Consider the following 14,799-nt stretch of genomic DNA (forward strand, 5'->3'; position numbering starts at 1 on the left):
GACCCGGACGCCTGCGAGGAGAGCCCGATGGCCACCGAGTTCCCGACCGCCCGCACCGCCGTCGTGACCGGAGGGGGATCACCGCGCGGCATCGGCCGAGCCCTCGCGCACCGCCTGGCGCGCGGCGGGTGGTCCGTCGCCGTCCTCGACCTCGACGGCGCGGCCGCGCGGACCGTGGCGGGGGAGCTGGAGCAGGCCGGTGCCGCGGCGATCGGCGTGCAGGTCGACGTCGCCGACCCCGCCTCGGTGGAGGCGGCCGCCGCCGAGGTCGAGCGGGCGCTGCCACCCGTGGTCGGGCTGGTGAACCTGGCGGGCATCAGCTCGCCCACGCCGTTCCTGGACACCACGCCCGAGGAGTGGGACCGCGTCATGGCCGTGAACGCGCGCGGCACGTTCCTGATCACGCAGCGGTTCGTGCGCGGCATGGTCCAGCGCGGTCTGGGGCGCGTGGTGAGCGCTTCGTCGGTGTCCGCCCAGCGCGGTGGCGGCACCTACTCCAAGGTCGCCTACAGCGCCTCGAAGGCCGCGATCATCGGCCTGACGCGCGCCCTCGCCCGGGAGGTGAGCCCGCTGGGCGTGACGGTGAACTGCGTCGCGCCGGGCCCGGTGGACACCGACATCATGGGCGGGCCGCTCACCGACGAGCGGCGGGCGGCGATGGCCGCCGACGCCCTGGTGGGCCGGGTCGGGACGGTCGACGACGTCGCCGCGCTGGTGGAGTTCCTGCTGGGCCCGGACTCCGGGTACGTCACCGCCGCCACCTACGACGTCAACGGCGGCCTGCAGATCTCCTGAGGCAGTGCCGAACCCTCCCCTTCCCGCACCGCCCCTCCTGCCGCGGAAACCATGGTTTCCGCCCCGCAGAGGGTCCTTCGAAGGGCGGAAACCATGGTTTCCGCGGGGGAGGGGTCAGCGGGAGGCGGCGTAGCGCGCCCAGGCCGCCTCCACGGCGGCCAGGGCTGTCTCGTCCTGCAGGGAGGTGACGTCCCCGCCGCTGCGGCCGGCCGTCATGTCCGCCATCAGCCGGCGCATGATCTTCCCCGAGCGGGTCTTCGGCAGGTCGGCCACGACCACGACGTCGCGGGGCTTGGCGACCGCCCCGACGCGCTCGGCGACGTGCGCGCGCAACTGCTCGCCCAGCCGGGAGTCGTCCGGGTCGTCGGCCGGTGCGGCGCCGCGGGTGATGACGAACGCGACGATCCGCTGACCGGTGGTGTCGTCCGGTGCGCCGACGACGGCGGCCTCGGCCACCCGCGGGTGCGAGACCAGCGCCGACTCCAGTTCGATGCTGGACAGCCGGTGCCCGGAGACGTTGAGGACGTCGTCGATGCGCCCGCCGATCCAGACGTAGCCGTCGGCGTCCTTCGTCGCGGCGTCACCGGCCAGGTACCAGCCCTGCTCGGCGTAGGGCTCCCAGTAGGACTTCACGAACCGGGCGTGGTCGCGCCACACCGTGCGGGCCATGCCCGGCCAGGGACGGGTGATGACGAGCACCCCCGTCTCGCCGGGCGCCGTCTCGCGGCCGGCGTCGTCGACGACGGTGGCGGCCAGCCCCGGCAGCGGCACCGTCCCGGAACCGGGTTTCAGCGGCGTCACCCCCGGCAGGGGAGCGACGACCGCGGCACCGGTCTCCGACTGCCACCAGGTGTCCACGATCGGGCAGCGCCCACCGCCGACCTCGCGGTGCAGCCACAGCCACGCCTCGGGGTTGATGGCCTCGCCCACCGAACCCAGCAGCCGCAGCGAGGACAGGTCGAAGCGGGCCGGCAGTTCCGGGCCGTGCTTCATGAACGTGCGCACCAGCGTCGGGGCGGTGTAGTAGATCGTCACCCCGTGCTTCTCGATGACCTCGAAGTGCCGGCCGGGGTGCGGGGTCAGCGGAGAACCCTCGTAGATCACCTGGGTGGTGCCGTTGGACAGCGGCCCGTACATCTCGTACGTGTGCGCGGTCACCCAGGCCAGGTCCGCCTGGCACCAGTAGACGTCGTCGTCCTTGACGTCGAACACCGCCCAGTGCGACCAGGACGCGTGCGTGAGGTACCCGCCGCTGGTGTGCACCAGGCCCTTCGGCTTCCCCGTGGTGCCGGAGGTGTAGATGATGAACAGCGGGTTCTCCGCGTCGAAGCTCGGCGCGACGTGCTCGGTGCTCTGCCGGTCCACGACGTCGTGCCACCACACGTCGCGGCCCTCGGTCCACGGGACGTCCGGCGTCAGGTCCCCGGTGCGGCGCAGCACGAGCACGTGCTCGACGTGCTCCAGGCCCTGCACCGCGGCGTCGGCGGCGTCCTTCACGGCGACGGCCTTCCCGCGGCGGAACTGCCCGTCGGTGCACACCAGCAGCTTCGCGCCGGTGTCCGCCACCCGGAAGCGCAGCGCCTCGGCGGAGAAACCCCCGAACACCAGGCTGACGACGGCACCGATGCGCGCGCACGCCATCGTCGTCACGATCGTCTCCGGCAGCACCGGCAGGTACAGCACGACGCGGTCGCCGTGGCCGACGCCCAGTTCCTGCAGCGCGTTCGCCGCCCGGCACACCTCGTCCTGCAGCTGCGCGTAGGTGATCGTGCGCGAGTCCCCGGGCTCGCCCTCCCAGTGCAGGGCGACCTTGTCCCCGCGGCCGGCGGCGACGTGCCGGTCCACGCAGTTCACCGCCACGTTGAGCCTGCCGCCGACGAACCACTGCGCGGTGGGCAGCGTGGAACCGTCGAACACGGTGTGCCAGGGCTCGTCCCACTGCAGCCGGCCGGCCTGCTCCGCCCAGAACGCCTCCGGGTCGGCCGCGGCGCGCGCGTACTCCTGCGCGCCCGCGTTGGCACGGGCGGCGAACTCCGCCGGCGGGGGGAAGACCAGGTCGTCGCCGGTGGGGACGGGGGCGGTGCTCATGCGGGCGGGTCCTCCCGGGGTCGTGGGTCCGGCGGTCAGCGTATCCGCGCGGCGCGCGGGGCCGGGCGGGCTCCGGCGGGGTCCGCCGCCGTGGACCGCCCCACCGGCCGGTGCCGTACTCTGCTCGGACCATCCAGAGCGGCCGAGAGACCTGGCTCGACGACGCCGCAGCAACCCCCGCGTGGAGGGTGCTCACGCCAGGACCGATGGGGAGGCACGGCATGAGCACCACCACGTCCGCCGCGGGCGCGGGGTCGGCGTCCGAGGACGCGCGCCGCGAAGCCGCCGCCTGGGCCACCTGGCAGGAGTCCCCGTGGGGGCGGCTGCGCTACCGGGTGCTCGTGGCGCTGCTGCGCGAGCGGTGCGCCCAGCTGGGCCCGGCGCCGCTGCGGGTGCTGGACGCCGGGGGCGGCGACGGCCGCGACGCCCTGCAGCTGGCCCTGGCCGGCCACGAGGTGACGGTCCTGGACGCCTCCCCGGACGTGCTGGGGGCGGCACGCGCCGCCGCCACCGCCGCGGGGGTCGCCGACCGCCTGCGCACCGTGGCCGCGGACCTGGAGGACCTCACCGCCCTGGCGGCGCTGACCCGGCACCGCGCGGGGGGATCGGGGTCCTTCGACGTCGTGCTGTGCCACGACGTGCTGCAGCACCGGGGCAGCGCGCAGCAGGTCGCGGACGACGTGGCGACCCTGGCGTCGTCCCTGCGCCCCGGTGGTCTGCTCTCGCTGATGGCGCCGAACCCGGCGGCGGACGTCCTGGCCGCCGTGCTGCGCGAGGGGCCCGCGCAGGCGTGGGTGCTGCTGGACGCCGAGCGGGGCGTCGACCCCGCCACCGGCCGCTCGGTGCTGCGCCTGGACCCCGCCGTCGTGGAGGAGGCGGTGCGCGCCGCCGGGTGCGAGGTCACCGGCCGCGCCGGGGTCCTGACGGTCACCACCCTGCTGGAGGACGCCCACCGGGCCGACGAGCGCGTCGTCGCGGACCTGGAGGAGCTGGAGGTCGAGCTCAGCCGGCGCGAGGAGTTCCGGCGGACGGCGCGGTTCTGGCACCTGTCGGCGCACCGCCGCTGACCGCCCCGTGCTCAGCGGCGGTGCCCCAGCACGAACGTGCGGATCGCCGTGACCGCCGCTCCCCGCGCCCACTCCGGGAAACCCGTGTGCTGCACGTCCACGTCGAGCTCGGAGGCGTGCGGGCTGCGGTGCGTCCGGACGCCCTCCTGCAGCGCCGCGGCCCCCACCTCGGCCAGCCGGGCGTTCTCCCCGGAGACGAGCACCTTCTCCGGCATCGTGAGGTTGCCGATCGCGGCCACCAGGACGCCCAGCGCGCGGGCGGAGTCGTCGACGACCCGCCGCGCCAGGGGTTCGCCCGCCGCCGCCAGGTCCAGCACCTCCTCGAAACCCGTCAGGCGCCGCAGCGCCGCGCTCGCCCGCGCCTCCACCGCCCCCCGCGTCAGCATCGCCTCCGCGCAGCCGGTGTGCCCGTCCGGGCACAGCGGACCGGCGGGGTCGAGCGGGAAGTGCCCCAGCAACCCGACGCCGGCGTCCGGGCGGTCCAGCACCTGCTCGTGCACGACGAGGCCGAACCCCACCCCGGTCCCCACGACGAGGAGGGCGAAGTGCCCGCAGCGGCGGGCCGTGCCGAACCACTGCTCGGCCCGCGTCAGCGAGAGCACGTCGTTGTCCACCACGACCGGCAGGCCCAGCTCGCCCTCCAGGAGGCGGCCGAACGCGACGCCCTCCCAGCCCAGGTAGCGGGCCGAGAGGACCTCCCCGTCCGGTGAGACCCGCCCGCCCAGGCCCACGCCGACGGCGCGCACCGGTGCGCCGGCGCGCGCGGTCAGGGCCCGGACGAGGTCGCCGACGGCGGCGGTGCACCCGGCGGGGGAGGGGTCCGGCAGGGGCGTCTCCAGCTCGGCGAGGACGTTCGCGCGCAGCGTGGTCAGCACGGCGTAGGCGGTGTCCGCGGTGAGCTTGACGCCCACGAAGCAGTGGGTGCCCTCCTCCACGTCCAGCGGCCGGGTGGGGCGCCCGGACACGGGGTCGTACGCGCCGGTCGTCTCCACCAGCAGGCCGGAGTCCAGCAGGGGACGGGACAGCCGCGTCAGGCTGCCGGCGGACAGGTCCAGCCGGCGGGCCAGCTCGCTGCGCGGCAGCGGCCCGTCGAGCAGCACCTCCAGGGCGATGTCGTGGGCCGGTCCCGTCAGCGGGGTCCAGGCGGTGCCGGGCCGCCCCGGGCTCACGAGGGTCATCCGGCTCCTCCCGGGTCGGGCGCCGAGTGCGGCGCTGCGTGGGAGAACCGTAGTCGACTACCGCCGCGGAAGTCTCGAGAAGCTCGATCGATTCCTGAGTGCCTCAGGGTGGAAGGTGCGTGCCTCTTGACCGCGTTGGAGGTTCTGTCGTAAAACTCTGCGGCAGCACGACCCTGACCACGACGACGTGATCCCGGAGACGCCGTGACCCTGCTCCAGCGCGAGACGCCCACCCCCGGCCGGGCCGCGGTCCCCGGGGAGGTGGTGCACCTGCGGGCGGCCGGCGTCAGCGTCGTCCTGCGCACCCACGCCGACCAGCTCCCCTCCGTCGTGCACTGGGGCTCCGACCTCGGCGAGCTCGACGCCGCCGCGCTCGGCGACCTCGCCGTCGCCGGCGCCCCCGCCCGCGCCAACAACGCCGTCGACGTCGAGCGGCCCCTCGCCCTGCTGCCCGAGCAGGCCCAGGGCTGGAGCGGCACCCCCGGCCTCGCCGGGCACCGCGACGGCACCGCGTGGACCACCCGCTTCGTCCCCACCGCGGTCGAGGTCACCGTGGACGAGGTCCCGGGCGGCGGGCGCGTGGACGTGCGCGCCGCCGACACCGCCGCCGCGCTGGAGATCCACCTGGAACTCGAGCTGCTGCCCTCCGGGCTGCTGCGCCACCGCGCGCACCTGACGAACACCGGCGCGGACGGCTACGAGGTCGGCGCCCTCGCCCTGGCGCTGCCGCTGCCGCCCGTGGCCACCGAGCTGCTCGACATGGCGGGCCGCTGGGGCAAGGAACGGGTCCCGCAGCGGCTGCCCCTCGTCGTCGGCGCGCACACCCGCGAGAACCGCCGCGGCCGCACCGGCCCCGACGCCCCCCTCGTCCTGGCGGCCGGCACCGCCGGTCTCGGGTTCCGCACCGGGGAGGTGTGGGCCCAGCACGTCGCCTTCAGCGGCAACCACCGCGCCCTCGCCGAGCGCCAGCACACCGGCACCGCCGTCCTGTCCGGCGGCGAGCTGCTGCTGCCCGGCGAGGTGCGCCTGGCCGCGGGGGAGGGGTACAGCTCCCCGTGGGTCTACGCCGCGCACTCCGGGCACGGCCTGGACGGCGTCGCCGCCCGGTTCCACACCCACCTGCGCTCGCGGCAGCACCACCCCGCGAACCCCCGCCCCGTCATCGTGAACACGTGGGAGGCCGTGTACTTCGACCACGACCTCGGCCGGCTCACCGAGCTCGCCCGCGCCGGTGCCGAGGTCGGCGCCGAGCGCTACGTCCTGGACGACGGCTGGTTCCGCCACCGGCGCGACGACAGCGCCGGCCTGGGCGACTGGTACGTCGACGAGGACGTCTGGCCCGACGGGCTCACCCCGCTCATCGACGTCGTCACCGGCCTCGGCATGCAGTTCGGGTTGTGGGTGGAACCCGAGATGGTCAACCCCGACTCCGACCTGGCCCGCGCGCACCCCGACTGGATCCTGCGCCCCGGGGAGGACGTGCTGCCCCCGTCCTCGCGCCAGCAGCAGGTGCTGGACCTGGGGAACCCGGACGCCTTCGCGCACCTGCTGGAGCGCCTGGACGCCCTGCTCACCGAGAACGACATCGCCTACCTGAAGTGGGACCACAACCGCGACCTGCTCGAGGCCGGGTCCGGCCCCGGCCGGCGGCCCGGCGTGCACGCGCAGACCCTGGCGGCGTACCGGCTCATGGACGAGCTGCGCGCCCGGCACCCCGGCGTGGAGATCGAGTCCTGCTCCTCCGGCGGCCTGCGCGTGGACCTGGAGGTGCTGGAGCACACCGACCGGGTGTGGGGCAGCGACTGCATCGACCCGCTGGAGCGCCAGCAGATCCAGCGGTGGACCACGCAGCTGCTGCCCCCCGAGCTCATCGGCTCGCACGTGGGCGCCTCCCCGTCCCACACCACCCACCGCAGCAGCGACCTGTCCTTCCGCGCCGGCACCGCGCTGTTCGCGTCCTTCGGCATCGAGACCGACCTGACCCGGATGGACCCCGCCGAGCGGGCGGAGCTCACCCGCTGGGTCGCGCTCTACAAGGAGCTGCGGCCCCTGCTGCACACCGGGACCGTCGTGCGCGCCGACCCGCACGACCCGGCGGGCGCCGTTCACGGCGTCGTGGCCACCGACGGCAGCGACGGCCTGTTCGCGGTGGTGCAGCTGAGCACCCCCGACACCAGCGTCCCCGGGCGGGTCCGCCTGCCCGGTCTGGACCCCGACGCGACCTACCACGTCGCGCCGCAGCCGCCGGGCGACACCCCCGCCGTGCAGGGCGGGGACGCCCTGCCGTGGACCGCGCAGGGCGGGGTCAGGATGACCGGCCGGGCGCTGGCCGCCGTGGGCGTCACGACCGCCGCCCTGCAGCCGCAGCAGCTCCTCCTCCTGCGGACCCGGAAGGTCTGACGCGATGGCACTCACGAGCAGAGCCGCTCGCACCCGCAGCTCCAGCCGGCTCAGCCTGCAGGTCCACGGCTACCGACCCGACAGCAGGGGAACGCGCCGGGAACGCCTCACCGCGCTGGCGTTCGTCCTGCCGGCGCTGCTGGGGTTCAGCGTGTTCTACCTCTGGCCCACCCTGCGGGGGCTGTACTACAGCTTCACCGACTTCGACGTCTTCAACCGGCCCACCTGGGTCGGGCTGGACAACTACGCCGCGCTCCTGGACGACCCGACGTTCTGGAACGCGATGAAGGTGACGGTGCAGTACGTCGTCATCAACATCGGCACGCAGACCGTCCTGGCGCTGCTGCTGGCGGTGCTGCTGCACCGGCTGACCCGCTCGGTCCTCGTCCGCAGCGTCATCGTCCTGCCGTACCTCATCTCCAACGTCGTCGTCGCCCTCGTCTTCTACTGGATGCTCGACGCCCAGATCGGCATCACCAACCAGTTCCTCGGCTGGCTCGGCATCGACGCGATCCCCTTCTTCGGCAGTCAGGACTGGGCGATCCCGACGATCGCGCTGGTCAACACCTGGCGGCACCTGGGGTACACGGCCCTGCTCATCTTCGCCGGCCTGCTGATGATCCCCGACCACGTGTACGAGGCCGGCCGGGTGGACGGCGCCTCGGAGTGGAAGATGTTCTGGCGCATCACGCTGCCGCTGCTGCGGCCGATCCTCGCCCTGGTGCTGGTCATCACGGTCGTCGGCTCGTTCCAGGCCTTCGACACCGTCGCCGTCACCACCGCGGGCGGGCCGGCCGACGCGACGAAGGTCATCCAGTACTACATCTTCGACCTGGCCTTCCAGCGCTACCAGTTCGGGTACGCGTCGGCCGTCTCGGTCGTCCTGTTCCTCATCCTCGCGGCCGTCGCCTTCGTCCAGCTCAGGCTGATGCGGGCGAACGAGTCCGACGTCGCCTGAGCGCGACCCGAAGCGAACGATCCCCAGGAGGCGACGTGGCCACCGCAGTGACGACGTTCGACGAGGCCGCCGCGGCCTCACGGACCAGCAGGAACCGTCGAGGGCGGCCCGGAGCCGGGCGGATCCTCGCGTGGACGGCGCTGGTCCTCATCGTGCTCGTGACCCTCTTCCCGTTCTACTGGATGCTGCGCACGGCGTTCTCCAACGGTGCGCACCTCGCCACCCAGCCCTCGAGCCTGCTCCCGGTCGAGCCCACCCTCGGCGCCTTCGAGCGGGTGCTCGGCCTGGCCAGCACCGCGGAGGCCCAGGCCCAGGCCGGCTCCGGCGCCTCGGTGAACATCGGCCGGTACCTGCTCAACTCGGTGGTCGTCGCGACCCTCATCACCGCCGGGCAGGTCTTCTTCGGTGCACTGGCCGCCTACGCCTTCTCCCGGCTGCGCTGGCCGGGCCGCGACGCGGTGTTCTTCGTCTTCCTCACCGCCCTCATGGTTCCGCCGATCTTCACGCAGTTGCCGAACTTCCTGCTCATGCGCGACCTCGGCCTCCTGAACACCTACGCCGCGATCGTGCTGCCGTTCTTCTTCATGACCCCTTTCGCCATCTTCTTCCTGCGGCAGTTCTTCCTCGGCATCCCGCACGAGGTGGAGGAGGCGGCGCGGATCGACGGCGCCGGTGCCGTGCGCAGGTTCTTCACCGTGATCCTGCCCATGGCCTCCGGGCCGCTGGTCACCCTGACGATCCTGCAGTACATCCAGGCGTGGGGTGAGTACTTCTGGCCGCTGCTCGTGGCCAGCGACCCCGACGTCCGCGTGCTCACGGTCGGCCTGGGCGTCTTCCGCGCTCAGACCCCGCAGGGCTCGCCGGACTGGGCGGGGCTGATGGCCGCCACGCTGCTCGCCGCCCTGCCCATCATCGTCCTGTTCGCGATCTTCAGCCGGAAGGTCGTCAACTCCATCGGCTTCTCCGGCATCAAGTGAGGAACCTCGTGACGCACCCCGCTCCCCGCCGCCGTTCCCGCACCCACCGCGCCGTCGCGGCCGCCGGGACCGCGCTGCTGCTGACCGCCTGCGGCTCCTACGGCGTCGACCCCGGCGCCGACGCCGACACCGGCACCGTCACGTACTGGCTGTGGGAGTCCGCGCAGTTGCCCGCGTACCAGCAGTGCGCCGACGACTTCGAGGTGCAGCACCCCGACATCGACATCCAGATCGAGCAGTTCGGCTGGGACGACTACTGGAACAAGCTGTTCACCGGCTTCGTGGCCAACTCCGCCCCCGACGTCTTCGCCAACCACACCTCCCGGTACGGCGAGTTCGCCGAGCGCGGTCTCATCGTGCCCGTCGACGAGTACGTCGCGCGCGACCGCGTCGACCTGTCGAAGTACGTCACCGGCACCACGGAGCTGTGGATCGGACCGGACGGGAAGCGCTACGGCCTGCCGAAGGACTTCGACACCATCGGCGTCTTCTACAACGAGGGGATGACCGAGGAGGCCGGCATCACCCGCGAGCAGATGGAGAACCTCACCTGGAACCCGCAGGACGGCGGCACCTACGAGGACGCCATCGCCCACCTCACCGTCGACGAGAACGGCGTGCGCGGTGACGAGCCCGGTTTCGACAAGGGGAACGTTCGCACCTACGGCCTCGGGCTCGGCAGCGCCGGCGCTCCCTTCGGCCAGGTGGAGTGGTCGTACCTGGCCATGACCACCGGCTGGTGGTACATGGACGACGAGGCGTGGGGGACCGAGTTCCACTACGACGACCAGCGGTTCCAGGACACCTACGCCTGGTGGCGCGGGCTCATCGAGAAGGGGTACATGCCGCCGCTGGCGTTCACCGAGGGTGGCTCGCCCGACCAGCAGATGCAGGCCGGGCGGTACGCGATGGTCACCGAGGGTTCCTGGCAGACCGCCAACTACGGTGCGCTGGAGGGTGTGGACCTCGCCCTGGCCCCCACGCCGATCGGTCCGAGCGGGCAGCGCGCGGCCATGCAGAACTCGCTGGCCGACTCCATCTCCACCTCCTCGCAGGTCAAGGGGGCGGCCTGGGAGTGGGCCTCCTACCTGGGGTCGCGGGAGTGCCAGTCCGTCGTGGCGCGGGCCGGGGTCGTCCTGCCCGCGGTCGCCAGCACCGTCGACACCGCGAAGGAGGCGCTCGGGCGCACCGGGTTCGACATCAGCGCCTTCACCGACCAGATCGACGCCGGCACGACCTTCCCGTACCCGGCCGTCCTGAACGCCGCGGAGGTCCAGAGCATCACCAGCTCCGCGATGGAGAACGTCATGGCCTTCAACGCCGACGTGTCCTCGCTCACGCGCATGAACGAGGAGGTCAACGCGTTGTTCGAGTGAGCGCCTCGCCCGGGGCCCGGCGCGCGGCGCGGTAGGCCCCGGGCGAGCACCCGCAGGCGCGGGCGAAGTGCGCGTACAAGCTGCTCTGCGAGCCGAAGCCCGCCGCGTGCGCGACCGCGGCCGTGGTCAGGTCCGTCGTCAGCAGCAGCCGCTGCGCCTCGGCCACCCGGTGGCGCGTAAGCTGCTCACCCAGCGACACCCCCGCGGCCCGGCGGAACAGGGTGGTGGCGTAGTTCGGGTTGAGGTTCGCCGCCCGGGCCGCGTCCGCGGCGCTGACCGGCTCGCGGAAGTGCTCGGCGATCCAGCTCGCCATCCGCGCCACGGGGCGCAGGTCCGCCCGCGGGCCCGCCGCACCGTCCCCGCCCGCGGGCGGCTCGCTGCCCGCCGCTGCCACGATCCTCAGCACCAGGGCGTGCACCTCCAGCAGCAACGCGGCCCGCCCCGCCCCGCCCGGCGCCGCCAGGTCGCGCTGCCAGCCGCCGAACATCGCCGGCACGTGCGCGCCGACCCGCGCCGTGGGCACCACCAGCGTGCGGTGGGCGAGCACCCGGGTGGAGAACGCCTCCGGCAGCGACCACCGCAGCACCGTCGACAACGGCACGTGGATCCACGCGACGTCGGTGGACTGCAACGACTCGTCCTCGAGGAGCCGGTGCGGTGCGGCAGCCCAGAACAACGCGGTGCTGCCGGCCTCCACGCGCGTGCGGACGCCGCCGCTGAGGTACTCCAGCCGACCCGCCAGCACGACGTTCACCTCCACGTCGTCGTGCCGGTGGAACTCGTGCATCGGCGGGGCGGGCCCCCGGTGCACCCACAGGGCGGACTCCTCGACCCTCGGTCCGCGCGGCACACCGTTCAAGGTAGGTGCTGAGGATCCTGGAAGCTCCCGGTGGCTCGCCGGAGGTCCGCGCAGCCGGTGGCCGCCTAGCGTCGAGGCATGAGCCCGACGACGAGCCCGACGCGCCCGCCCAAGATCACCATCATCGGCGCCGGGGGGTACGTCTTCCCGTTCCGCCTCATCGGCGACGTCCTCAGCTTCCCGGCGCTGCGCTCGGCGCGGCTCTGCCTCATGGACGTCGACCCCGGCAAGCTCGCACCGGTGGCCGAGGCCGCGCGCGAGCTCATCGCCCACCACGGCTTCGACGCGCAGGTCGTGGAGACGACCGACCGCCGCGGGGCCCTGGACGGCGCCGACTTCGTCGTCATCACCTTCCAGGTCGGGGGAGTGGACTCCTACCGGCACGACGTGGAGATCCCCCGCCGCTACGGCGTGGACCAGACCGTCGGCGACACCGTCGGCCCCGGGGGCGTCTTCCGCTTCCTGCGCTCGGTCCCGGCCTACGAGGCCATCGCCGCCGACGCGCTCGAGGTCTGCCCCGACGCGGTGTTCATCAACTACGCCAACCCCATGGCCATGGCCACGGCGTTCCTCAACGCCAAGGGGTTGCGGACCGTGGGGCTGTGCCACAGCGTGCAGGGCACCACCCGCATGGTCGCGCGCACCCTCGACGTCCCGTACGAGGAGGTCGACTACCTCTGCGCCGGCATCAACCACCAGGCGTGGGTCCTGCGCTTCCGCCGGCGCGGCGGGGAGGACCTGTACCCCCGGCTGCGCGAGGTCATGACCGAGCGGCACGTCGTCGGGCGCGCGGCCGGCGACCTGGCCGGCGACCACGGCGACCACAGCGGCGCCGCCGCGGCGGCCAGCGTCTACGAGGGCGGCAACGAGCAGGTCCGCACCACCCTGATGAACGCCTTCGGCTACTTCGAGACCGAGTCCAGCCACCACGCCTCGGAGTACCTGCCCTACTTCCGCAAGGACCCCGCCACGGTCGAGCGGTACGTCCCGCAGCGCTGGGACTACTACGAGATCTGCGCCGCCCACGACGACCGGGGCGACATCGACGCCCAGCTCGCCCGGTTGCAGGACGACCTCGCCCCCAGCGTGGAGTACGGCGCCTCGATCGTGAACTCCGTGGTCACCGGCGTCCCCTCGGTCGTGTACGGCAACGTGCCCAACGCCACCGGCGTCATCGCCAACCTGCCCGCCGAGGCCTGCGTGGAGGTGCCCTGCCTGGTCGACGCCAACGGCGTGCAGCCCACCGCCGTGGGCGAGCTGCCCCCGCAGCTGGCCGCCCTGAACCGCACCAACGTCAACGTGCAGGCCCTGGCGGTGCGGGCCGCGCTCACCGGCTCGCGCGACCACGTCTTCCACGCCGTCGCGCTGGACCCGCTGACGGCGGCCCTGCTGACCCTGGAGCAGGTCCGCGACATGACCGACGAGCTCCTCGCCGCGCACGCCGACCTGCTGCCCGCGGCGCTGCGGCCCTGACCCGCGGCGCCGCTCGACCCCGATCGCGAGCGGACCCGGGGGGGGGGGGGGGGGGGGGGGGGGCGCGGGGGGGGGGGGGCGGGGGGGGTGGGTGGGGGTGGGGGGGGGGGGGCGCGCCCCCCCCCCCCCCCCCCCCCCCCCCCCCCCCCCCCCCCCCCCCCCCCCCCCCCCCCGCCCCCCCCCCCCCCCCCCCCCCCCCCCACCGCAGGAGTGGGAGTGGGAGCGGGGGTGGGCCGGAGGGGTGAGGTGCGCGTGCCGGGGGTGCGGGCGGCGCGGTGGCGGTGCTACCCACGAGGGGTGGAACGCCGAACCCTCCTCCTGCGGGCGCTGCTGCGCGGCGCCTGGCTCGGCGGCGGCCTGAGCGCCGTCGCGGTCGCGACCGCGTGGGCGGTCACCGTCCTGCGCCGGGTCGACGGCCCAGTGCACGCCCTGGACGTCGCACCGCTGCTGCTCGCCCCGGCGGGGGTGGCGCTGGGTGCCGCGCTCGGGGCGCTGGCCGCCACCGCCGGGGCCGTCGTGCTGCTCACGCTGGCGCGCGGCCACCTGCGCGTGCACCCCTCGCGGGTGCTGCTCGCCGCGCTCGTCGCGCACGGGCCGAGGCGGCGCCCCGCGCGCTGAGGCGCGGGACGCCCGCACCTCACCAGCGCGAGTGCACGTGCTCCGCGACGAGCTCGTCGTACACCTCGCGCACCGCGCGCTGCTGCTCGCCCGTCGGGGCCGGCAGGTCCGCGGCGGCGGCGTTGCGACGGGCCTGCTCGCCGTTGCGGGCGCCGGGGATGACGACGCTCACACCCGGCTGCTCCACGATCCAGCGCAGCGTGGCACCCGCCAGCGGGGCGTCGCCGAACACCCGCGCCAGCCGCCGCGCGGCCCGCACGCCCACCTCGAAGGGGACCCCCGCGAACGTCTCGCCCACGTCGAACGCGGAACCGTCGCGGTTGTAGGTGCGGTGGTCGTCGGCGGAGAACGTGGTGCTCTCGTCGTACTTGCCCGACAGCAGCCCCGACGCCAGTGGAACCCGCACCACCACGCCCACCCCGGCCTCCGCGGCGGCGGGCAGGAACTCGGTGACCGGCTTGAGCCGCAACGGGTTCAGGATGATCTGCACGCTCGCCACGTTCGGGCGGGCCACCGCGGCCAGGCCCTCGGCGACGGTCTCCACCGAAACCCCGTACGCGGCGGTGCGGCCCTCGGCCACCAGGGTGTCCAGCGCGTCGAACACCGCGTCGGTGGCGTAGACCTGCGGCGGCGGGCAGTGCAGCTGCACCAGGTCCAGCGTTTCCACGCCGAGGTTCTCGCGGCTGCGGTCGTTCCAGGCGCGGAAGTTCTCCAGCGAGTACGCCTCCGCCACGTGCGGGTCGGCCCGCCGGCCCATCTTCGTGGCCACGGTGATCCCGCTCGCGCCGCTCTCGCGCAGGAACCGCCCCACCAGGCGCTCGCTGCGCCCGTCGCCGTACACGTCGGCGGTGTCCAGGAACGTCACCCCCGCGTCGACGGCCGCGGCCAGCGTGGCCAGCGCGTCGTCCTCGCCGACCGATCCCCAGTCCCCGCCGAGCTGCCAGCAGCCCAGCCCCACGACACCGACCTGCCGGCCGGTCCTGCCCAGCGTCCTCGTCTGCACCCGCCGA

General features: G+C 74.2%; 12 protein-coding genes and 1 riboswitch. Of the genes, 8 read left to right on the forward strand and 4 right to left on the reverse strand.

Going from position 1 to position 14,799, the window contains the following annotated elements; translation table 11 throughout:
- Window positions 1–27 precede the first annotated feature (27 nt).
- Entirely contained in the window at window positions 28–795 is a 768-nt protein-coding gene (locus ACRYR9_RS04670) for an SDR family NAD(P)-dependent oxidoreductase (protein ID WP_432495956.1), read from the forward strand.
- Between the two features lie 114 nt (window positions 796–909).
- On the opposite strand, the gene acs is transcribed toward ACRYR9_RS04670, so the two are convergent.
- Window positions 910–2,883, reverse strand: coding sequence for an acetate--CoA ligase (gene acs, locus ACRYR9_RS04675; protein WP_432498638.1), 1,974 nt, complete (start codon window positions 2,881–2,883; stop codon window positions 910–912).
- A gap of 126 nt (window positions 2,884–3,009) precedes the next feature.
- Window positions 3,010–3,096: riboswitch (SAM riboswitch) on the forward strand.
- Between the two features lie 8 nt (window positions 3,097–3,104).
- Here acs and ACRYR9_RS04680 point away from each other — a divergent pair.
- Window positions 3,105–3,950, forward strand: coding sequence for a class I SAM-dependent methyltransferase (locus ACRYR9_RS04680; RefSeq protein ID WP_432498636.1), 846 nt, complete (start codon window positions 3,105–3,107; stop codon window positions 3,948–3,950).
- 11 nt (window positions 3,951–3,961) lie between these two features.
- On the opposite strand, the gene ACRYR9_RS04685 is transcribed toward ACRYR9_RS04680, so the two are convergent.
- Window positions 3,962–5,128, reverse strand: coding sequence for an ROK family protein (locus tag ACRYR9_RS04685; RefSeq protein ID WP_432498633.1), 1,167 nt, complete (start codon window positions 5,126–5,128; stop codon window positions 3,962–3,964).
- 204 nt (window positions 5,129–5,332) lie between these two features.
- On the opposite strand from ACRYR9_RS04685, the gene ACRYR9_RS04690 reads away from it, so the two are divergent.
- The 4 genes from ACRYR9_RS04690 to ACRYR9_RS04705 are packed head-to-tail and all read left to right on the forward strand — an operon-like array spanning window position 5,333 to window position 10,839.
- Complete coding sequence (locus tag ACRYR9_RS04690) at window positions 5,333–7,528, forward strand: alpha-galactosidase (protein WP_432498630.1); 2,196 nt, start codon at window positions 5,333–5,335, stop codon at window positions 7,526–7,528.
- Window positions 7,529–7,532: 4 nt separating this feature from the next.
- A complete protein-coding gene (locus tag ACRYR9_RS04695) occupies window positions 7,533–8,486 on the forward strand; it encodes a carbohydrate ABC transporter permease (RefSeq protein ID WP_432498628.1) in 954 nt (317 codons plus the stop codon).
- Between the two features lie 35 nt (window positions 8,487–8,521).
- Window positions 8,522–9,463 (forward strand): carbohydrate ABC transporter permease, encoded by a 942-nt coding sequence (locus ACRYR9_RS04700; protein WP_432498625.1) that lies wholly within the window; start codon window positions 8,522–8,524, stop codon window positions 9,461–9,463.
- Window positions 9,464–9,471: 8 nt separating this feature from the next.
- Window positions 9,472–10,839, forward strand: a complete 1,368-nt coding sequence (locus ACRYR9_RS04705; RefSeq protein WP_432498622.1) for an ABC transporter substrate-binding protein — start codon at window positions 9,472–9,474, stop codon at window positions 10,837–10,839.
- Here the strand turns inward: ACRYR9_RS04705 and ACRYR9_RS04710 are convergent.
- Window positions 10,820–11,689, reverse strand: coding sequence for a helix-turn-helix domain-containing protein (locus ACRYR9_RS04710; protein WP_432498619.1), 870 nt, complete (start codon window positions 11,687–11,689; stop codon window positions 10,820–10,822). The genes ACRYR9_RS04705 and ACRYR9_RS04710 overlap by 20 nt on opposite strands.
- 87 nt (window positions 11,690–11,776) lie before the next feature.
- On the opposite strand from ACRYR9_RS04710, the gene melA reads away from it, so the two are divergent.
- Together melA and ACRYR9_RS04720 are read left to right on the forward strand one after the other, a co-directional pair.
- Window positions 11,777–13,171, forward strand: a complete 1,395-nt coding sequence (melA, locus tag ACRYR9_RS04715; protein WP_432498617.1) for an alpha-glucosidase/alpha-galactosidase — start codon at window positions 11,777–11,779, stop codon at window positions 13,169–13,171.
- 297 nt (window positions 13,172–13,468) lie between these two features.
- Complete coding sequence (locus ACRYR9_RS04720) at window positions 13,469–13,789, forward strand: hypothetical protein (RefSeq protein ID WP_432497243.1); 321 nt, start codon at window positions 13,469–13,471, stop codon at window positions 13,787–13,789.
- A gap of 19 nt (window positions 13,790–13,808) precedes the next feature.
- On the opposite strand, the gene ACRYR9_RS04725 is transcribed toward ACRYR9_RS04720, so the two are convergent.
- The gene (locus tag ACRYR9_RS04725; RefSeq protein ID WP_432497241.1) at window positions 13,809–14,792 is read right to left on the reverse strand and encodes an aldo/keto reductase; all 984 of its coding nucleotides are present in this window, start codon (window positions 14,790–14,792) and stop codon (window positions 13,809–13,811) included.
- Window positions 14,793–14,799: the final 7 nt, after the last annotated feature.

Source organism: Kineococcus auxinigenes (assembly GCF_050871525.1).
Lineage (GTDB): Bacteria > Actinomycetota > Actinomycetes > Actinomycetales > Kineococcaceae > Kineococcus.